Consider the following 19,135-nt stretch of genomic DNA (forward strand, 5'->3'; position numbering starts at 1 on the left):
CGGCCCCCACGCGGTTCGCCTCAGCGCGCGGGTGACACCAGGAACGGTGCGAGCTCGGCTGCCAGCCGCTCCGACACGAACGCGTGGAGCGCCGTGCCGTCGACCTCGTGCGACTGCGAGACGATGTGCCCGCTGTCGTGCGCGGCCGAGATGAGGTCGCCGCGGTCGTAGGGGACGACGGCGCGGACTTCGACGGCGGGAAGCGGCAGCGCCTCCTCGATGGCCGCGCGGAGCTCTTCGAACCCGAGTCCGGTGCGGGACGATACGAAGAGCGCCTTGGGCTCGAGTCCGCGCAGCAGCAGCTGGGCGTCGTCGTCGATGAGGTCGGCCTTGTTGAAGACGACGATCTCGCGGGTGTCTCGCGCTCCCACATCGCCGATCACGTCGCGCACGGTCTTGAGCTGCGCAGCCGGATCGGGGTGGGAGGCATCGACGACGTGAAGGATGACGTCGGCGTCGCCGACCTCCTCCAGCGTCGACCGGAAGGCCTCGACGAGCTGGTGCGGCAGGTTGCGCACGAAGCCGACCGTGTCCGTCAGCGTGTACACCCGGCCGTCTGAGGTCTCTGAGCGCCGCACGGTCGCGTCGAGGGTCGCGAACAGGGCGTTCTCGACCAGGACCCCCGCGCTCGTGAGCCGGTTGAGGAGGCTGGACTTGCCGGCGTTCGTGTAGCCGGCGATCGCGACGGACGGGATCGTGTTGCGCTTGCGCTCGGCCCGCTTCGCGTCCCGGGCAGGGGCGTAGTCGCGGATCTGCCGGCGCAGCAGCGCCATCTTGGTGCGGATGCGCCTGCGGTCGAGCTCGATCTTCGTCTCACCGGGACCGCGCGAGCCCATGCCCGCACCGCCCGCGCCGACCTGACCACCGGCCTGCCGGCTCATCGAGTCACCCCATCCGCGCAGTCGCGGGAGGAGGTATTCGAGCTGCGCCAGTTCGACCTGGGCCTTGCCCTCGCGGCTCTTGGCGTGCTGGCTGAAGATGTCGAGGATCACCGTGGTGCGATCGATCACCTTGACCTTCACGACGTCTTCGAGCGCGCGGCGCTGACTGGGCGCGAGCTCGGCGTCGGCGATGACGGTGTCGGCGCCGACAGAGGCGACGATGTCGCGAAGCTCCTGCGCCTTGCCCCGCCCGACGTAGGTCGCGGGGTCCGGGTGCGGGCGACGCTGCAGCACGCCGTCGAGCACGACGGCACCCGCCGTCTCGGCGAGCGCGGACAGCTCTCGCAGCGAGTTCTCCGCATCCTCCTGCTCGCCCTGGGGGTGGACGCCGACCAGCACGACGTTCTCGAGGCGCAGCTGCCGGTACTCGACCTCGGTGACGTCTTCGAGCTCGGTGGAAAGACCTGCGACGCGGCGCAGTGCCGCGCGCTCCTCGCGATCCCACTGCTCGCCGTCGGTGTCGGAGCGCGACGTGGTCGACTCGTCCTGCAGCGCCTGAGCAGCGCCGAAGACCCGTACACCCGAGTGCGCTTCAGCGCGCGCCAGCACGCGATCGACCGGGTCCACCGGCGTCTCGTCGGTGCTCTGGGGTGTCGTGGTGTCTGTCATGTGTTCCTTTCAGCAAAAATGCCTCGTCGGGCCGGATTCGGTCGACAGGGTTGCCCGGCCCCTGAGGCGTCCGTAAACTCTATGCGCTTTTGATCGCGCACCCTTTGATTCTGTCGCGGGGAGATCCCCGCGAGGACTCGCTTCGCTCGTCGGCGGCTTCGCCGCACCCCCTTACCCTCCCGCGCGGGAGGCCTCCTCCGCTAGGCTCGTCAGCCATGGATGGGGACCACTACTTCACTGCGTCTCCCGTCAGCCCCGAGAACATGCGGCAGGTCCGCGTGCGTCTGGCGGGCCGGGATGTCGAAGTCTCGACGGCCGGCGGGATCTTCAGTCCCGACCACGTCGATGCCGGCACGAGCGTCCTCCTTGCGAGCACTCCTCCACCTCCCCCCGGCGGCAACCTGCTGGATCTCGGCTGCGGCTGGGGACCCATCGCGCTGAGCCTCGCGATGGAGGCGCCGCACGCCACGGTCTGGGCCGTGGATGTCAACGAGCGCGCCCTCGACCTGACGCGCCGCAATGCCGTGGCGCTCGGTCTCCCCAACATCAACGCCGTGCTGCCCGACGATGTTCCCGACGACATCTCGTTCCGGACCATTCGATCGAACCCGCCGATCCGCGTCGGCAAGAACGAGCTGCACGGCCTGCTCGAACGGTGGATCCCGCGCCTCGACGAACGGTCCGACGCGTGGCTCGTCGTGCAGCGCAACCTCGGCTCGGACTCCTTGCAGCGGTGGCTCGCGGCGACGTTCGATCACGGGTACAGCGTTCACCGGGCGTCGACGGGCCGGGGCTTCCGCGTCATCAAGGTGCGGCGTCACGGCACGCCGATGACCGGCGCGATCACTCTCCCGTAGCACCGGGCGCCGACCCACGATCGAGACGTCGGATGCGGCGCGGGAGGTGCCCAGGGTGGGCGAAGTCGGCTCGTCAGGCGAGCGCGACGTCCCCCGAGAACACCAGCGTCGCAGGCCCGGACAGGAAGACGTGGCCCTCGCGCATCCGTACGCCGAGTCGCCCGCCGGGGACGTCGACGGTCCAGTCGTCCGGAGCGCCACGTCCGGCCCAGTGCCGCACGGCCAGCGCCGCCGCCGCGACCCCCGTACCGCAGCTGAGCGTCTCGCCGACGCCGCGCTCGAAGACGCGCATGCGGATCGAACCCACCCCGTCGCGCACGAGCGGGTCGCTCGGCACGACGAACTCGACGTTGGCTCCGTTCCGAGGCACAGGGTCGAGGATGGGCTGCGCCGTCAGGTCGAGGCCCTCGAGCTCTGCCGGCGTGTAGAGGGCGACGACGACGTGGGGGTTGCCGAGGTCCACGCCGACTCCGGGACGCGCGATGTCGAGACCGCGCGCGCGCACGAGCGTGTCGGTCTCATCGATCGTGAAGGCTCCGAGATCCACTTCGAGTCCCAGCTCGCTGCGCGTGAGCGTCTTGACGCCCGCACGCGTGCCGACGGCCAGCGGCCCCGCGTCGAGTGTCGCCAGGCCTGTCGCGTCGAGGTAGCGCGCGAAGACCCGGATGCCGTTGCCGCACATCTCGGCTTTCGACCCGTCCGCGTTGCGGTAGTCCATGAACCATTCGGCACCGGATGCCGCAGCATCCGCTCCCTCGTCGATCGCGGCGGACCGCACGACCCGGAGAGTGCCGTCCGCGCCGATGCCGAACCGCCGGTCGCACAGCGCCGCGACCTGGTCGTCGGAAAGATCGAGCGCGCCGTCGGCATCGGGAAGGATCACGAAGTCGTTGCCCGTGCCGTGGCCTTTCGTGAAGGCGAGGGTGTTCGGCATCCCTCGATTCTAGGGATGCGGGCGAGGGTCAGGGTGCGACGGGGACAGGCGCCGGTTCAGGATGCCGTGACCGCCGGACCGTCGGCGATGAGCCGCTTGCCGGTGGCCCAGGTGTCGAACGGCTCGTAGCCGAGCGCGGCGTAGAGGCCGCGCGCCGCTTCGTTCTCCGGCCGGACCATGAGCTGGACCTTGGGACACCCCATCGCGAGCAGTCGCGACTCCGCCTCGGCCACGAGCTCCCGCGCGATGCCCTCGCCGCGCCGGTCGGGCAAGGAGGCGAGGTAGTAGAGCCAGCCGCGATGCCCGTCGTAGCCGGCCATGACCGTGCCGATGAGCACGTCGCCGTCGGTGGCCACGAGAAACAGCTCGGGCTGCACCTGGAGCTTGCGCTCGATGTCGCGATGCGGATCGTTCCACGGGCGTGTCAGGCCGCTGGCGTGCCAGAGCGCCACTGCCGCCTCGGTGTCGGTCACCGCGAACGTGCGGATGTCGATCGTCATGGCTTCTCCTCGATCAGGCGAGATGCGGGATGGCCCGGCTCGACCCACTGCACTCCGTTGTAGCGGCGGAACCAGGACACCTGCCGACGCGCGTACCGCCTGGTCAGCTGCTGGGTGTGCTCGATCGCCTCGGCCTCGGTCAGCTCGCCGCTCAACTGCGCGAGCGCCTGCGCGTAGCCGATCGCCCGGCGGGCGGTCACCCCGTGCTCGAGTCCCTGTGCGCGGAGGGCCTCGACCTCGGCCAGAAGACCGTTCCGCCACATCCCCTCGACGCGTGCATCGAGACGGACGATGAGCTCGTCGCGCGGGACCTCCACACCGACGAGCCGCGTGTCCGGATGCCAGAGGACGGGCGCCTCCGGAAGGGCGGCGCCGTGGGTCGCGGACCCCTGTTCGAGCACTTCGAGCGCGCGCACGATGCGGCGTCCGTTCCGGGGGTCCATGCGCGCAGCCGTCGCAGGGTCGGCCTGCTTCAGCCTGTCGAACAGCGCGCCCGGACCGTGGCGATCGAGCTCTCCCTCCAGTCGCGCGCGGACCTCCGGGTCACGGGGTGGAAAGCGGAAGTCGAAGATCACGCCCGAGACATACAGCCCGGACCCGCCGACCAGGATCGCGTCGGCCTCGCGGGCATGGATCTCGCGGATCACCGCCCGCGCAGCATCCTGGTACCAGGCGACCGCCGCATCCTCAGCGACGTCGAGGGCGTCGAAGAGGTGGTGCGGGATGCCCCGCCGCTCGTTCTCGGGGAGCTTGGCGGTGCCGATGTCCATGCCGCGATACAGCTGCATCGCATCGGCATTGACGATCTCGGCCCGGCGCCCTCTCGATGCCAGCGCTTCGGCGAGGTCGAGCGACAGCGCCGTCTTACCCGTGCCGGTCGCGCCGACAACGGCCCAGAGCTGCTGCGTCATGCCCGGTCGTCGGGCCTAGACGCCGATGCGCAGAGTGGGGAGGCCGAGCGAGACAGCGCGGGTGCCGCCGGCGTCGGAGGCCGGCTCGGGGATGGCGCAGGACTCCGCGAGCGAGCGGTCATAGGCATCGCCCGCGCGGGTGCGACGCACACGCAGCGGCGCCCCATCCGGAGAGTCCGCGAGGAGATGGAACGGCGCAGCGTGGGTGACGGTGACCGTCACGACGTCACCGGGGCGCGGAACCTCTGAGCCGGCGGGCAGTTCGAAGTGGACGAGTCGATTGTCCTCGGCGCGTCCGGTCAGTCGGTGCGTCTCGGCGTCCTTCTTGCCCTCGCCCATCGAGACGAGCACCTGGAGCTCGCGCCCCACCTGCTTCTGGTTCTCTTCGAGCGAGATCCGATCCTGAAGGGCTGCGAGTCGCTCGAACCGCTCCTGCACGACGGCCTTCGGCACCTGGTCGGGCATGGTGGCGGCGGGCGTGCCCTCGCGGATCGAGTACTGGAAGGTGAAGGCGCTCGAGAAGCGGGATGCCTCGACCACCCGCAGGGTCTCTTCGAAGTCCTCGTCCGTCTCGCCCGGGAAGCCGACGATGATGTCGGTGGTGATGGCGGCGTTCGGCATCCGCTCGCGGACGCGGTCGAGGATGCCGAGGAACCGCTCGCTGCGGTAAGAGCGGCGCATGGCCTTGAGGATGCGATCGCTGCCGGACTGCAGCGGCATGTGCAGCTGCGGCATCACTGCCGGGGTCTCGGCCATCGCGTCGATGACGTCATCCGTGAAAGCGGCAGGATGCGGGCTCGTGAAGCGGATGCGCTCGAGCCCCTCGATCTCGCCGGCGGCCCGCAGCAGCTTTCCGAACGCCTCACGGTCGCCGAACTCGACGCCGTAGGAGTTGACGTTCTGTCCGAGGAGGGTGACCTCGATTGCCCCGTCGTCGACGAGCAGGCGGATCTCGTTCAGGATGTCGCCGGGCCGGCGATCCTTCTCCTTGCCGCGCAGGCTCGGCACGATGCAGAAGGTGCAGGTGTTGTTGCATCCCACCGAGATCGACACCCAGCCGCTGTAAACGGAGTCGCGCTTGGTCGGAAGCGTCGAGGGGAACACCTCGAGGGACTCGAGGATCTCGAGTTCGGCCTCGTCGTTGTGGCGCGCCCGCTCGAGAAGGCTCGGCAGGGATCCCATGTTGTGCGTCCCGAAGACGACGTCGACCCATGGCGCCTTGTCGAGTACCGTCTGCTTGTCCATCTGGGCGAGGCAGCCACCGACGGCGATCTGCATGCCGTCACGGTGGTCCTTGCGCGACTTCAAGTGCCCGAGCGTGCCGTAGAGCCTGCCGGCAGCGTTGTCGCGCACCGCGCACGTGTTGATGACGACGACGTCTGCCTCTTCGCCCGCCTCTGCGCGGAGGTAGCCTGCGCTCTCGAGCGACCCGGAGAGCCGCTCGGAGTCGTGGACGTTCATCTGACAGCCGAAGGTGCGGACCTCGTACGTGCGCGCGGTGCCGTCGGGCCGGCTCGCGGCCGACGAGGGCGCGATGAGAGTCGGGGTCGATGAAGGGGAAGACATGATGGGAACAGTCTACGAGCCGCCACATGAGCGGGATCTGTACCTCGCCCTGCTCGCCGGCCTCCGGGGCAGGGGCCGCCGACCGGGTGACGGCCCTGCCCAGCGGCCTTCCTCGGACCGAGTGACCCGCGCTGGGCAGGGCCGGCACAGCGGTCAGTCTTCTTCGAACCGGACTCCGCTGCGCTCCCGCGCCGTCTCGTCGAGTGCCTGCCCGGCCACGCCGAGCGCGAGCGACCCGCCATAGCCACGACGAGCGAGTTGCCCGACAAGCCGGCGGAGCGCCGCCTCGCGATCGACGGAAGCGAGCGAGCGCACCTTCGACCGGGCGAACTCGAGCGCGCGCTCCCGATCGTCGTCGGGGAGCGCCAGAAGCGCCGCGTCGGCGACGGCCCGTGGCACTCCTCGCTTCGCAAGCGTCTGCGCGATGACGTGCCGCCCCTGACCCTTGCGATCGAGACCGATGTGCACGATCTGCTCAGCCAGCGCTGCGTCGTCGAGGTACCCTCGCTCCTCGCAGCGACGGATGACGTCGGCCGCCGCCGAGGCGTCGAGTCCTCCGGTGATGAGGACGCCACGCGCCTCGGAGACCGAGAGCGACCGTACCCGCAGCTTCTTCAGCAAGCCCTTCTCGGCGAGTTCGGTCGACCGCTGGTGGTCGGCGTCGTCATCCCCGTCTGATGGTGGCGACGCGACCGCGGAATCCGCGCCGGAGTCGGCGCGATCATGCCACGTGGAGCGCCACACGGCTGGCTCTGGCCGGAGATCAGCCGCCTGCCGAGGTGCGACCTCAGGGGAGCTATCCGCCTGGGTCTCCGACGGAGAGTCGGCGAGCTCCTCTGCCGGCAGAGGAGCCGAGCGGGCGGTGTGGCGTCCGAAGAGCGGGATGACGGGGGCGAGCCCATCGCCGGGTCCGAAGACCTCGACTGCGGGCTCACCCTCGTCACGCTCAGGCATACCTCACCGCGGTTGTTGAGCGACGTCGAAACACGGTTGTTGAGCGACGTCGAAACACGGTTGCCAAGCGACGTCGGGACATCAGGCCGGACGACGCTTGGCGAGCTCGTCCTCACCCGGCTGTGCCGCGACCTGAGGCACGCCGATGCCGAGCTTCGTCTTGATCTGCGACTCGATGTCGGCCGCGACGTCGGGATTMTTGAGCAGGAAGTTGCGCGCGTTCTCTTTGCCCTGACCGAGCTGCTCGCCATCGTAGGTGTACCAGGCGCCGGACTTCTTGACGATGGCGTGCTCGACGCCGAAGTCGATGAGGCTGCCCTCGCGGGAGATGCCGACGCCGTAGAGGATGTCGAACTCGGCCTGCTTGAACGGCGGAGCCATCTTGTTCTTGACGACCTTGACACGCGTGCGGTTTCCGACGGCGTCGGCGCCGTCCTTGAGCGTCTCGATACGGCGGATGTCGAGTCGGACAGACGCATAGAACTTGAGCGCCTTGCCGCCCGCCGTCGTCTCGGGCGAGCCGAAGAACACGCCGATCTTCTCGCGCAGCTGGTTGATGAAGATCATGGTCGTGTTGGTCTGGTTGAGACCACCCGTGAGCTTGCGGAGCGCCTGCGACATGAGTCGCGCCTGCAGGCCGACGTGAGTGTCACCCATCTCACCCTCGATCTCGGCCTTCGGCACGAGCGCGGCGACGGAGTCGATCACGACCAGGTCGATGGCCCCCGAGCGCACCAGCATGTCGGCGATCTCGAGCGCCTGCTCACCGGTGTCGGGCTGCGACACGAGAAGCTGATCGATGTCGACCCCGAGCTTCTGGGCATAGTCGGGATCGAGCGCATGCTCTGCGTCGATGAACGCCGCGATGCCGCCCTGCTTCTGCACATTGGCGATCGCGTGAAGCGTCAGCGTCGTCTTACCCGAGGACTCGGGGCCGTAGATCTCGATGATGCGGCCGCGGGGCAGTCCGCCGATGCCCAGAGCAACGTCGAGTGCGATGGAGCCGGTGGGGATGACCTCGACGGGCGCGCGGTCATCGCTGCCCAGTCGCATGACCGAGCCCTTTCCGAACTGCCGGTCGATCTGAGCGAGGGCCGATTCGAGGGCCTTCTCGCGGTCAGCGGGTGATGGCATGGCGTGCTCCTTCTGCACTCTGTCCGACGACGGGGAGCCCGTCACCGGATGTTCTGTCGCCTGTAGGCTGTCGCGCTCCACCCCGGGCGGGAGGGATGCTGCGACAAGGCGTTGGGTGCCTTGCGACGTGGTCCACGCTAGAGAGAGGGTCCGACATTCGTCTCGCTCCTCCCGCAGCCGTGGACAGACACGTCCTCGACACCTGCTGTGCAGGAGCCTATGTCTTTCTAGAACACACTTTCGACTGACACGCCGCGAAGCGCCGCGTATCGAAGGGCGAGAAGACACGCCGCCAAGCAGCAGCGTCACACCCGGCTGCGACGGACCTCAGCTGCGGCGCGGCTCCAGCCGGCCGGCGCCGTAGCGACGCTCGGCGGGCACGTCCATCTCGTCGCACAGGGCGAGCCAGACTTCTCGCGGCGGCACTCCGGCGGCGATCGCCTGAGCCGCGGTGCGGTCATCGATCGTGGGCAGGACGAGATCCACCAGCAGGGCACCGGCTCGCGGACCGAACTCAGCCGCGACGGCGCGCTCGAATTCACTGCGACGCACGGGACACCTCTGTGCTGCGACGAATCGTGTCTCGGATGCTCAGCGGAGCGAGAGTTCGTTCTCGATGAAGCCCGAATCCAGTCCCGCGATGTCGTCGGGGACGACATCGGCGAACGTCGGGAGTCCTTCGAGGACCGCAATACGGTCGCCCACCTCGCGCATGACGGTGGAGATCGGAACATCAAGCGCTTCGGCCACTGAGGCCAGGATTTCGCTGGATGCTTCCTTCTGTCCGCGCTCGACCTCGCTGAGATAGCCGAGGGCGACGCTCGCGCGACTCGCGACCTGACGCAGGGTGCGACCCTTCTGGAGACGGAAGTCGCGGAGCACTTCACCGATCTCGTGACGAACCAGGATCATGAGCGCCCCCTCTTCTCTCAGCCGCCATCCGGGTGGATAACAGTACAACACCGACTACGGTCAATCTAATCCCCAGCGCTGGATATCGGGTGAGAATCACGGAATGTAACCGACTCGAAACGGACTTCATTCCCGCCGGAAACAGGCAATTCCCCTCGCGCGGTCACAGTGCGTCGAGCGCGGTTCGCACCGCGCGACGTACCGCCTCGGTGCGGATCTCGTCCCGGGTGCCTCGCAGTTCCAGCGACTCCACGCGCGTGCCGAGCGGCGTCGCCACGCCGATGTGCACCGTCCCGATGGGCTGTCCGTCGGGGGACTCCGGGCCGGCGATCCCCGTTGTGGAGATGCCGACATCGCACGGAGCGTCCGAACGGCCGAGGCGCACCCGTACCCCCTCGGCCATCTGACGGGCGACGCGCGGATGGACGGCTCCGTGCGCCTCGAGCAGGGTCGAGTCGACTCCGAGGAGGGAGTGTTTGAGCTCGGTCGCGTAAGCGACGATCCCGCCGCGGACGACAGCCGAGGCTCCGGGCACGGCGACGAGAGAGGAGACGACCATGCCTCCGGTGATCGACTCCGCCACCCCCACGGTCCACCCGAGGTCCGCGAGCCGCTCGAGCAGACGCTCGGGATCGCTGCGCCGGTCGCTCTGAAGCGTGTGCTCGAGCTCGTCCGGCAGCCCCTCGTCGTGAGACCTGAACGGGGTCATGCCGAGGCCCGTCCCTCCGGCGCCCGGCTGGCGCGCACCTCGCTCACGATGTAGTCGATGCCGCTCGCGATGGTGAGGATGACCGCAACGGCCATGGTGATGCCGTTCACCCACCAGATCCACTCGCCCACGAGGGTCCACAGAGGCAGCAGCGCCAGCGAAAGGGCGAGCGCCTGCGCCATCGTCTTGAGCTTCCCCATCCACGCGGCGGCCAGCACGTGATCGCTGACGACCATGAACCGGTAGACCGTGATGCCGATCTCACGGATCAGGACGACGACCGTCACCCACCACGGCAGCTCGCCGAGGATCGACAGCCCGATGAAGGCGAAGCCCGTGAGCACCTTGTCGGCGATGGGGTCGAGGAGCTTGCCGAGATCCGTGACGATCTCGTGCTTGCGTGCGAGGTAGCCGTCGATGCCGTCGGTCGCGATCGCGACGATGAACAGGACGGCGGCCCACCATCGGAGCGCCCCGTCTGCGCCGCCGTCGGCGAGGAGCATCCACAAGAACACGGGCGCACAGAGGATCCGCACGATGGTGATGGCGTTCGGCAGCTGGCGTGGAATCGCCATGTCAGTCCCGTCCTGTCAGGCCCCAGGCATCCTCATCGCCGTCGCTGTCGCTCTCGACCACCGGATAACCCTCGTATTGCGACTCTACGGCGTCAGGCCCGTACTCGTGAGAAGCGGGGGCGACGGAGGAAGAGGCATCCGGCACATCCTCGCCGCGCAGTCGCGCGAGCACCTCGGGAAGCTGCTCAGCCGTCAGCAGCACGTCGCGTGCCTTCGATCCCTCCGAGGGGCCGACGATCTCGCGCGACTCGAGCAGATCCATGAGCCGGCCCGCCTTGGCGAACCCGACTCGGAGCTTGCGCTGCAGCATCGAAGTGGAGCCGAACTGGGTTCCCACGACGAGCTCGGCGGCGGCGAGCAGAAGCTCGAGGTCGTCGCCGATGTCTGCGTCGACCTCCTTCTTCTCCGCCACGGCCGCGACGTCGTCGCGGTACTCCGGGCGCGCCTGCTGGGTGACGTGCTTGACGACCTTCTCGATCTCGGCCTCGCTGACCCAGGCGCCCTGGACGCGGAGCGCCTTGGAGGTGCCCATCGGCAGGAAGAGGCCGTCGCCCTGGCCGATCAGCTTGTCGGCACCGGGCTGGTCGAGGATGACGCGTGAGTCGGTGACGCTCGTCACCGCGAACGCCAGGCGCGACGGCACGTTCGCCTTGATGAGGCCCGTGACGACGTCCACCGAGGGGCGCTGGGTGGCAAGGACGAGGTGGATGCCGCTTGCGCGGGCGAGCTGGGTGATGCGGACGATCGAGTCCTCGACATCCCGCGGCGCGACCATCATGAGGTCGGCGAGCTCGTCGACGACGACGAGCAGGTAGGGGTAGGGCTTGAGGACGCGCTGGCTGCCGGGAGGCACCACGACCTCGCCGGCGACGACCGCGCGGTTGAAGTCGTCGATGTGCCGGAAGCCGAACGATGCGAGGTCGTCGTACCGCATGTCCATCTCCTTCACGACCCACTGCAGCGCTTCGGCCGCCTTCTTCGGGTTCGTGATGATGGGCGTGATGAGGTGCGGGACGCCCGCGTAGGAGGTCAGCTCGACGCGCTTGGGGTCGATGAGCACCATGCGCACGTCGGCGGGCTTGGCGCGCATGAGAAGGCTGGTGATCATCGAGTTCACGAAGCTCGACTTGCCCGATCCCGTCGAACCCGCCACCAGGAGGTGGGGCATCTTCGCGAGGTTGGCGACGACGTATCCGCCGCCGACGTCCTTGCCGACGCCGATCGTCATGGGGTGCGTGGAGGCCTGCGCCACCGGGGAGCGGAGGATGTCTCCGAGCGTCACGATCTCGCGGTCGGCATTCGGGATCTCGACGCCGATCGCACTCTTGCCGGGAATGGGCGCCAGGATGCGCACTTCGTTGGAGGCCACCGCGTACGCGATGTTGTTCGCGAGCGACATGATGCGCTCGACCTTCACACCGTGTCCGACCTCGATCTCGTACTGGGTCACTGTCGGACCGCGCGAGAAGCCGGTCACCCGCGCGTCGACCTGGAACTGGTCGAGCACGCTGGTGAGAGCCCGCACCACTTCGTCGTTGGCGGCGGAACGGGCCTTGTGAGGGCTTCCCGCCGCAAGCGCGTTCACGGAGGGAAGGCGGTAGGGGCGGGCGCTCGAATCCTCGACCGCGTCGAAGCCGATGCCGGACAGCCCGGGGAGTTCGCCGTCCGCTCCCCCGTCGTCGTCGCGCAGCGATGTGTCGCCCTGCGCAGCACGTGGCTTCGCCGCGGCCGGGACGATGATCTCCGTCACCGCGTCGGGTTGCGGGACGAGCTGCGCCGGCGTGGTGATCGCCTGCTCGAAACCGCCCTGCGTCGAGCCGGGCGGCAGCAGCTCGGTGAGGTCCTGCGAGCCGATCCCGGTGCCCGGATCCTCCTCGCGACCGGTCTTGTTGCGCCGCCACCAGGGCACCGACGGGTCGACCGCGTCTTCGGCCGGCTGCGCGGCCGCCCGCTCGAGGGGCTCCGAGCGCTCCTCGCCGAACATCCAGGCGTACAGGTCGCCGAGCCGGCGTCCGATGCGGTTGGGCGGCGTCTTGGTGAGGATCAGGATGCTGAGCAGGCTCAGGATGCCGAGCACGATGCAGGCGCCGACCTCGGTGATGACGAGAGCCAGCGGCTCCCCCAGCATCCACCCGAGGACTCCACCTGCCTCGCTCAGGGCAGGAAGGCCCGCGTTCGGCTGGGGACGGCCGCCGAGGACGTGGCAGAAGCCCGCGAGGGTGAGGACGAAAAGCCCGAACCCGATGCCGATGCGGCCGTTGTCGTGCACCGAGGACGGATGCCGGAACAGCCAGCCGGCGAGGAGGATCAGCAGGACCGGCAGGACGAAGGACGCTCGACCGACGAGGGCGCCGGCCGAATAGGCGCTGATCGTCTTGGCGACGTCAGAGCCGATGAAGAACCACTCGACAACCGCGCCGGCGATCGCAAGCAGCACGAGCAGGAACGGGAAGCCGTCGCGTCGCTGCTCCTTCTCGAGCGTCTCGGGACCGAACGCGCGGAAGAGCCCGCCTGTCGCGTGCGCGAGGCCGAGCCAGGCGCGGACCGCGAGCGGGGGCTTGTCGGACTCGCCGACGTACCGCTTCGGCGCGGGCTCCGGCTTGCGGGCGCGCGAAGCAGTCCCTTTTGCGGGCGCGCGACCGGGCGTGGTCGGATTGGAGCTCCTGGCCATGCCCCCACGCTACGTCGAACAGCCGGACTTTGCGCGGATCGACGCGACCTTCAGCCCCCGGTATCGAGCGGCGACATGCCGATTCGGGCGGCGCGGATGCCGGCATCCGTCCTCAGCGCAGGCGTTTGACCATCGTGTCGCGGCCGATCCCGCCCTGCGTGACGGCGAAGCCCTCACTGCGGTAGAGGGTCGCGGCGTAGTTGTCGCGCTCGACGCTGAGACTCAGCCGTGCGTAGCCCTGAGCGCGGGCGTGGTCGCACAGCCGCTGGAGAAGCGCCCGCCCGACGCCGTGCGCGCGCCAGATGGGCCGCACGCCGATGATGAGCTCGGGCACTCCTGTGCCGACGTACCCGAAGCCCGGGTCGCTGCGAGGCAGGGTGCGGTACCAGGCGGCGCCGATCGGCTGGCCCTGGGGGTCCACGGCAATGAAGCCGGCGTCGCCCGGGCGCATCCAGCCCGAGACATAGCGGCTGTGCTCGCCGTTCGTCATCACCTCGTGGCGGGCACGCGCGCCGCCGCGGCGCCAGTTCGCGGCCTCGACCACCATGTCGCCCAGAAACAGCCCGTCCGCCTGCGCGGCGGCACGGATCTGGAATGTGGAGGGCATGCTCGGATCCTATCCGGCCTGCCGCCCGGCTCCCGTGTCGACCGAGTTACGCCTCGATGACGAGGGGGATGATCATCGGCCGACGGCGCAGCGACTGGTTGACCCAGCGGCCGATCGTCCGCCTCACGACCTGCGAGAGCGCGTGCGGATCGCGGACTCCCGACTTCGCGGCCTCGGCGAGGGCGGCAGCGATCTTCGGCTTGACCGCATCGAACACGGCGTCGTCCTCGGCGAACCCTCGAGCGTGGATCTCGGGCCCGGAGACGATCTTACCGGTCGCGGCATCCACCACGACGATGACCGAGATGAAGCCCTCCTCGCCGAGGATCCGGCGGTCCTTGAGATCGGCATCCGTGATCTCGCCCACCGTCGAGCCGTCGACGTAGACGAAGCCGATGTCGAGCTGCCCGACGACTCGGGCGATGCCGCCGCGAAGGTCGACCACCGTGCCGTTCTCGCCGATGATGGTCCGCTGTTCCGGGATGCCGGTGTCCTGCGCGAGGCGTGCGTTCGCGATGAGGTGCCGGTACTCGCCGTGGACGGGCAGGACGTTCTTCGGCTTCAGGATGTTGTAGCAGTAGAGGAGCTCCCCCGCGGCGGCGTGCCCCGAGACGTGGACCTTCGCGTTGCCCTTGTGCACGACGTTCGCACCGAGCTTCGTCAGCCCGTCGATGACGCGGTACACCGCGTTCTCGTTGCCCGGGATCAGGCTCGATGCGAGGATCACCGTGTCGCCGGGACCCGGCTCGATCTCATGGTCGTTGTTCGCCATGCGGCTGAGCACCGCCATGGGCTCGCCCTGCGATCCGGTCGACATGTAGACGACCTGGTCCTCCGGGAGATCTCGCGCCTTCTTGTAGTCGACGAACACGCCGTCGGGGACGTGCAGGTAGCCGAGGTCCTCGGCGATGGTCATGTTGCGCACCATGCTGCGGCCGAGGAGCGCGACGCGACGCCCGTGCGCGGCTGCGGCATCGAGCACCTGCTGCACGCGATGCACGTGACTGGAGAAGCTGGCCACGATGACCCGGCGAGGGGCCTTGCCGATCACCTGGTCCAGCACCGGGCCGATCGACCGCTCGAGCGGCGTGAAGCCGGGGACGTCAGCATTCGTCGAGTCCACGAGGAAGAGGTCGACTCCCTCTTCGCCGAGCCGCGCGAAGGCACGGAGGTCGGTCAGCCGCCCGTCGAGGGGCAGCTGGTCCATCTTGAAGTCCCCGGTCGCCAGCACGAGACCGGCGGGAGTGCGGATGGCGACGGCGAGTGCATCGGGGATGGAGTGGTTGACGGCGATGAACTCGAGGTCGAACGGGGCGAGCCGCTCCCGCTGGCCCTCCTTCACCGTCAGGGTGAAGGCCTTGATGCGGTGCTCCTTGAGCTTCGCCTCGACGAGGGCGAGCGTGAGCCCCGATCCGACGAGCGGGATGTCGGGCTTGAGGCGGAGGAGGTAGGGAACCGCCCCGATGTGGTCTTCGTGGCCGTGGGTGAGGACCACGCCGACGATGTCGTCCAGGCGATGCTTGATCGGCTCGAAGTCCGGGAGGATCAGGTCGACGCCGGGCTGATGCTCCTCGGGGAACAGGACGCCGCAGTCGACGACGAGCAGCTTGCCCTCGTATTCGAAGACGGTCATGTTGCGACCGACCTCGCCGAGCCCGCCGAGGGGCGTCACCCGCAGAGTGCCCGATTCGAGCTGGGGCGGGTCGTAGACGGTGCTGGGCATGTCAGCCTTCCTCCGGATGCCGGAGCCTGTGCCCCGCGGATGTCGTGGCGACGCGAGCCGATCGCTGCGCGCCGATGCAGGTCATCTGGTCGTGCCAGAGACCTTGGGGAGTGCGCCGCCGGCGGCCGCATTGCGGTCGGGGCGGAAGTTGGAGAAATCGGCGCCCGGGACGTCGCGGACGAGTGCGAGCTCGTCCTCGATCATGGCGGCCTCCCACTCCTCCGGTCCGACGAGGGGCAGGCGGACCCGGGGGCTCCCGATGCGGCCGAGGCCGTGGAGGATGTACTTCGCAGACACGGTGCCGGGGACGTGGGTCATGACGGCGCGCACGAGCGGCTCGAGCTGCATGTGCGCTTCGGTCGCCGCCTTCAGATCGCCGCGGTTCACGGCGTCCACGATGACGCGGTAGGGCTGGGCCGCGATGTTCGCCGTCACGCCGATGAGGCCCGCGGCTCCGATCGACAGGTGCGGCAGCACGTTCGCGTCGTCGCCCGAGAAGTACAGGAGGTCGGTTTGATTGAGCACGCGGCTGACCTCGCTGAAGTCGCCCTTGGCGTCCTTGATCGCGAGCACGTTCGGGTGCTTCGCGATCCGCAGGATCGTCTCGTACTTGATGGGAACCCCGGTGCGCCCCGGGATGTCGTAGAGGATCACGGGCAGGTCGGTCGCATCGGCGACGAGCCGGAAGTGCGTCAGGATGCCCGCCTGGGTGGGCTTGTTGTAGTAGGGCGTGACGATCATGATCCCGTCGGCGCCGGCCTTCTCGCTCGCCTTGTAGAGCTCGATCGCGTGCGCGGTCTCGTTGGAGCCGCCGCCCGTGATGATCTTCGCCCGCCCCGCCGCGACATCCTTGCCCACCTCGACGAGCCGGATCTTCTCGGCATCCGTGAGGGTGGAGGTCTCGCCCGTTGTGCCGGTCACGACGATGCCGTCCGCACCGGCCGTGATGACGTCGTCCATGTGCTTCTCTACAGCGGGCCAATCGACTTCGCCGTCGGCTGCCATCGGTGTGATCAGCGCGACGAGCACCTGTCCGAACGGATTGCCCGAGTGCGTCATGCCTTCAGGTTATCGGCTGACAGCGTCCATCCCCTCCCCCGATCGCCCTGGCCCTCCAGAGGATCGGTACGCTGACCCGCACACCCCTGCTCGAGGAGGTCATGCGTGCTCGCACTCGAAACGATCGTCGCCATCGGCGCGGCCCTCGTCCTCGCCGCGGTGCTCGCTCCGCGCCTGCGGGTCCCCCTCGCACTCGTGCAGCTCGTGGTGGGGGTGCTGCTCGGGTTCATCCCCGCCCTCCGCGACGTGCAGCTGCCGTCCGAGGCGGTCCTGCTGCTGTTCCTTCCCGCGATCCTGTTCTGGGAGAGCATCACAACCTCGCTTCGCGAGAGCCGACGCTACATCAGGGTCATCCTGATCAACGGCACACTGCTCGTGGTCGCGACCGCCTTCGCCGTTGCAGGGGTCGGCAGCTGGTTCGGGATGCCGTGGGCCGTGGCACTCGTGATGGGTGCGGCCCTCGCACCGACGGACGCGACGGCGGTCGGCAACCTCGCCGGCGCGCTCCCCCTGCGCCAGCGCACGGTGCTGCGGGCGGAGAGCCTGATCAACGACGGCACCGCGCTGGTGATCTACGGCATCGCCGTGAGCGTCGCCGTCGGAGAGGCGGAGCTGACACCGCTCACCGTCACGTGGGAGCTCATCGTCTCGTACGTCGGCGGGGTAGCCATCGGTCTTCTGGTGGGCCTTCTCGGCACGGTGCTGCGCCGCATCCCGAACACCCTGGCGAGCAACGTCGGCATGATCGTGACGCCCTTCCTGGCGTTCCTCGCCGCCGAGCTCGTCCATGCCTCGGGAGTCCTCGCGGTCGTCGTGTGCGGCCTCCTGATGGGCTGGCGAGGTCCCCGCGTCGCCCGCGCCGAGGCTCGCGACCAGGTGCGGTCGTTCTGGACGCTGACGACCTACATGCTGAACGGCGCTCTGTTCGTGCTCATCGGCCTGGAGGTTCAGGTGGTCGTGCGCGATCTGCCGGCTCGCGACCTCGGCTTCGGCATCCTGCTCGGGGTCATCGTGTGGCTCGCGATCCTGGCGGTTCGCCTGATCTTCACCTTCGTGATCACCGGCATCCTGCGCACCGTCGACCGGCGGCCGTACCAGCGGACGCTGCGCGCCTCCACTCGGGCGCTCGTGATGAACTCCTTCGCCGGATTCCGCGGTGCGGTCTCGCTCGCGGCGGCCCTCGCCGTTCCCCTCACCGTCGTGGGCGGGGACGACTTCCCGCTGCGCAGCCTCATCGTCTTCGTGACCGCCGTCGTCATCGTGCTGACGATCGCGGTGCAGGGTCCGCTCCTCCCCGCCATGATCCGGTGGGCGCATCTTCCCGCGGGAACCGAGGACGACGAGCGCCGGCTCGCCCAGGTCGAGTCGACGCGCGCAGCGCTCGATGCCCTGCCGCGACTCGCTGATGAGCTGAGCATCGATGACGAGGTTCGCGACAAGGTGATCCGCGAGGTCGAGCAGCTCCTCGCCGTGGTCGAAGCCGACGGCGACTCGGAGGACGGCGTCGAGACGGCCCGCGCGAAGGAGCAGTACGCGAGCCTGCGCCTGGCCGCCATGCAGATCAAGCGAGAGACCGTGCTGCGGCTGCGGGACGAGCGTCGGATCGATGACACGGTCGTCCGCAGCCTCCAGGCTCAGCTCGACATCGAGGAGATCCGGCTCACGGGCCGCGAGATCGAATAGCCGCAGAGAATCAGGTCGCGAGGTCAGCGGCCACGACGGCCGAGGCGCGATGCCCAACGGTCGGGAAGCACGCGCACCGCGCGCGTCAGCACCTTGTACCGCGCGCCGAGGGGATGGACACGGCTCTGCCGTGCGCGGCATCTCGGAGCGATTCGCGCACCACATCGTCCGCCTGCAGCCAGAGGAAGTCGGAGATGCCCTCGCGCCCGGGGGCCAGCCCCATCCGCCGGTGAAAGCCGGTGTGGGTGAAGCCCGGGCAGACGGCGGTGACCGAGACGCCCCGCGGTGAGTACTCCGCGTTCGCCCATCGGCTGAAATCCAGGAGCCATCGCTTGCACGCGCCGTACGTCGAGCGGGGCATGAAGGCCGCCACCGAGGCGACGTTGAGGATCCGGCCCCGTCCCCGCGCGAGCATGGGGGTCAGCGCCGCGTGCATCAGCCGCATGGGCACCTCGACGTGGAGCGCGAGGTGGCGGGCCTCGTCCTCGATGTCGTTGGTCTCGAACGCGAGCGGGAGACCGAACCCGGCGTTGTTGACCAGGATGTCGATGGGACGCTCGGGATCGGTGAGGCGGGCCTCGACCGCGGCGCGCTTCCCGGGCTCCACGAGATCGGCGGCGAGCACCTCGACGTCGACCCCGAACCGGCCACGCAGCTCGGCGGCCCGCTCCGCGAGCGCCTCCTGGTCACGTGCCACCAGCACGAGACCGAAGCCCCGGGCGGCGAGCTGCGTGGCGTACTCCGCGCCCAGCCCCGAGCTCGCCCCCGTGATGAGAGCCGTCCTGCCCAT

The 19,135-nt window shown here is 69.1% G+C and carries 17 protein-coding genes and 1 pseudogene; 2 read left to right on the top strand and 16 right to left on the bottom strand.

Annotated features, from left to right (window positions below):
- Positions 1 to 20 precede the first annotated feature (20 nt).
- Entirely contained in the window at positions 21 to 1,550 is a 1,530-nt protein-coding gene (gene hflX, locus AC1DP3_RS08260; RefSeq protein WP_477292679.1) for a GTPase HflX, read from the bottom strand.
- Between the two features lie 215 nt (positions 1,551 to 1,765).
- Between hflX and AC1DP3_RS08265 the strand changes: the two genes are divergently transcribed.
- The gene (locus tag AC1DP3_RS08265; protein WP_477292680.1) at positions 1,766 to 2,407 is read left to right on the top strand and encodes a class I SAM-dependent methyltransferase; all 642 of its coding nucleotides are present in this window, start codon (positions 1,766 to 1,768) and stop codon (positions 2,405 to 2,407) included.
- 73 nt (positions 2,408 to 2,480) lie between these two features.
- Here AC1DP3_RS08265 and dapF read toward each other — a convergent pair whose 3' ends face one another.
- The 14 genes from dapF to dapA all read right to left on the bottom strand — a co-directional run bounded on the left by dapF (position 2,481) and on the right by dapA (position 16,662).
- Positions 2,481 to 3,341 carry a diaminopimelate epimerase gene (dapF, locus tag AC1DP3_RS08270; RefSeq protein WP_477292681.1) on the bottom strand — a complete coding sequence of 287 codons (861 nt, stop codon included), beginning with the start codon at positions 3,339 to 3,341 and terminating at the stop codon, positions 2,481 to 2,483.
- A gap of 56 nt (positions 3,342 to 3,397) precedes the next feature.
- Entirely contained in the window at positions 3,398 to 3,841 is a 444-nt protein-coding gene (locus AC1DP3_RS08275; RefSeq protein WP_477292682.1) for a GNAT family acetyltransferase, read from the bottom strand.
- Entirely contained in the window at positions 3,838 to 4,752 is a 915-nt protein-coding gene (miaA, locus tag AC1DP3_RS08280) for a tRNA (adenosine(37)-N6)-dimethylallyltransferase MiaA (RefSeq protein WP_477292683.1), read from the bottom strand. The genes AC1DP3_RS08275 and miaA overlap by 4 nt, the downstream gene beginning before the upstream one ends.
- 15 nt (positions 4,753 to 4,767) lie before the next feature.
- Entirely contained in the window at positions 4,768 to 6,318 is a 1,551-nt protein-coding gene (gene miaB, locus AC1DP3_RS08285) for a tRNA (N6-isopentenyl adenosine(37)-C2)-methylthiotransferase MiaB (protein ID WP_477292684.1), read from the bottom strand.
- Between the two features lie 153 nt (positions 6,319 to 6,471).
- A complete protein-coding gene (locus tag AC1DP3_RS08290) occupies positions 6,472 to 7,272 on the bottom strand; it encodes a regulatory protein RecX (protein WP_477292685.1) in 801 nt (266 codons plus the stop codon).
- Positions 7,273 to 7,353: 81 nt separating this feature from the next.
- The gene (gene recA, locus AC1DP3_RS08295) at positions 7,354 to 8,406 is read right to left on the bottom strand and encodes a recombinase RecA (protein ID WP_477292686.1); all 1,053 of its coding nucleotides are present in this window, start codon (positions 8,404 to 8,406) and stop codon (positions 7,354 to 7,356) included.
- Between the two features lie 327 nt (positions 8,407 to 8,733).
- Positions 8,734 to 8,958 carry a DUF3046 domain-containing protein gene (locus AC1DP3_RS08300; RefSeq protein WP_477292687.1) on the bottom strand — a complete coding sequence of 75 codons (225 nt, stop codon included), beginning with the start codon at positions 8,956 to 8,958 and terminating at the stop codon, positions 8,734 to 8,736.
- A 39-nt stretch (positions 8,959 to 8,997) separates the two neighbouring features.
- On the bottom strand, positions 8,998 to 9,318 hold the full coding sequence (locus AC1DP3_RS08305; protein WP_477292688.1) for a helix-turn-helix domain-containing protein: 321 nt from the start codon (positions 9,316 to 9,318) through the stop codon (positions 8,998 to 9,000).
- A gap of 163 nt (positions 9,319 to 9,481) precedes the next feature.
- Positions 9,482 to 10,027: a CinA family protein gene (locus AC1DP3_RS08310; RefSeq protein WP_477292689.1), complete on the bottom strand. Its 546-nt coding sequence runs from the start codon at positions 10,025 to 10,027 to the stop codon at positions 9,482 to 9,484.
- Positions 10,024 to 10,602, bottom strand: coding sequence for a CDP-diacylglycerol--glycerol-3-phosphate 3-phosphatidyltransferase (gene pgsA, locus AC1DP3_RS08315; RefSeq protein WP_477292690.1), 579 nt, complete (start codon positions 10,600 to 10,602; stop codon positions 10,024 to 10,026). Before pgsA ends, AC1DP3_RS08310 begins: the two co-directional genes overlap by 4 nt.
- A gap of 1 nt (position 10,603) precedes the next feature.
- Positions 10,604 to 13,273, bottom strand: coding sequence for an FtsK/SpoIIIE family DNA translocase (locus tag AC1DP3_RS08320; protein ID WP_477292691.1), 2,670 nt, complete (start codon positions 13,271 to 13,273; stop codon positions 10,604 to 10,606).
- 112 nt (positions 13,274 to 13,385) lie between these two features.
- Positions 13,386 to 13,880 (bottom strand): N-acetyltransferase family protein, encoded by a 495-nt coding sequence (locus tag AC1DP3_RS08325; protein WP_477292692.1) that lies wholly within the window; start codon positions 13,878 to 13,880, stop codon positions 13,386 to 13,388.
- Between the two features lie 46 nt (positions 13,881 to 13,926).
- Entirely contained in the window at positions 13,927 to 15,603 is a 1,677-nt protein-coding gene (locus tag AC1DP3_RS08330) for a ribonuclease J (protein WP_477292693.1), read from the bottom strand.
- Between the two features lie 81 nt (positions 15,604 to 15,684).
- Positions 15,685 to 16,662 (bottom strand): 4-hydroxy-tetrahydrodipicolinate synthase, encoded by a 978-nt coding sequence (dapA, locus tag AC1DP3_RS08335; RefSeq protein WP_477292694.1) that lies wholly within the window; start codon positions 16,660 to 16,662, stop codon positions 15,685 to 15,687.
- 105 nt (positions 16,663 to 16,767) lie between these two features.
- On the opposite strand from dapA, the gene AC1DP3_RS08340 reads away from it, so the two are divergent.
- Positions 16,768 to 18,345: a Na+/H+ antiporter gene (locus AC1DP3_RS08340; RefSeq protein WP_477292695.1), complete on the top strand. Its 1,578-nt coding sequence runs from the start codon at positions 16,768 to 16,770 to the stop codon at positions 18,343 to 18,345.
- A 23-nt stretch (positions 18,346 to 18,368) separates the two neighbouring features.
- On the opposite strand, the pseudogene AC1DP3_RS08345 reads toward AC1DP3_RS08340, so the two are convergent.
- Positions 18,369 to 19,135 (bottom strand): annotated as a pseudogene (locus AC1DP3_RS08345) (SDR family NAD(P)-dependent oxidoreductase).

Source organism: Microbacterium sp. P5_B6 (assembly GCF_056400345.1).

What these genes read in the sequence shown, in the direction of transcription:
- AC1DP3_RS08305 (WP_477292688.1), bottom strand. Translation starts at nt 9,318, where the DNA reads ATGATCCTGGTTCGTCACGAGATCGGTGAAGTGCTCCGCGACTTCCGT.
- AC1DP3_RS08290 (WP_477292685.1), bottom strand. Translation starts at nt 7,272, where the DNA reads ATGCCTGAGCGTGACGAGGGTGAGCCCGCAGTCGAGGTCTTCGGACCC.
- dapF (WP_477292681.1), bottom strand. Translation starts at nt 3,341, where the DNA reads ATGCCGAACACCCTCGCCTTCACGAAAGGCCACGGCACGGGCAACGAC.
- AC1DP3_RS08265 (WP_477292680.1), top strand. Translation starts at nt 1,766, where the DNA reads ATGGATGGGGACCACTACTTCACTGCGTCTCCCGTCAGCCCCGAGAAC.
- miaA (WP_477292683.1), bottom strand. Translation starts at nt 4,752, where the DNA reads ATGACGCAGCAGCTCTGGGCCGTTGTCGGCGCGACCGGCACGGGTAAG.
- dapA (WP_477292694.1), bottom strand. Translation starts at nt 16,662, where the DNA reads ATGACGCACTCGGGCAATCCGTTCGGACAGGTGCTCGTCGCGCTGATC.
- AC1DP3_RS08275 (WP_477292682.1), bottom strand. Translation starts at nt 3,841, where the DNA reads ATGACGATCGACATCCGCACGTTCGCGGTGACCGACACCGAGGCGGCA.
- AC1DP3_RS08325 (WP_477292692.1), bottom strand. Translation starts at nt 13,880, where the DNA reads ATGCCCTCCACATTCCAGATCCGTGCCGCCGCGCAGGCGGACGGGCTG.
- hflX (WP_477292679.1), bottom strand. Translation starts at nt 1,550, where the DNA reads ATGACAGACACCACGACACCCCAGAGCACCGACGAGACGCCGGTGGAC.
- miaB (WP_477292684.1), bottom strand. Translation starts at nt 6,318, where the DNA reads ATGTCTTCCCCTTCATCGACCCCGACTCTCATCGCGCCCTCGTCGGCC.
- AC1DP3_RS08310 (WP_477292689.1), bottom strand. Translation starts at nt 10,027, where the DNA reads ATGACCCCGTTCAGGTCTCACGACGAGGGGCTGCCGGACGAGCTCGAG.
- AC1DP3_RS08330 (WP_477292693.1), bottom strand. Translation starts at nt 15,603, where the DNA reads ATGCCCAGCACCGTCTACGACCCGCCCCAGCTCGAATCGGGCACTCTG.
- pgsA (WP_477292690.1), bottom strand. Translation starts at nt 10,602, where the DNA reads ATGGCGATTCCACGCCAGCTGCCGAACGCCATCACCATCGTGCGGATC.
- AC1DP3_RS08320 (WP_477292691.1), bottom strand. Translation starts at nt 13,273, where the DNA reads ATGGCCAGGAGCTCCAATCCGACCACGCCCGGTCGCGCGCCCGCAAAA.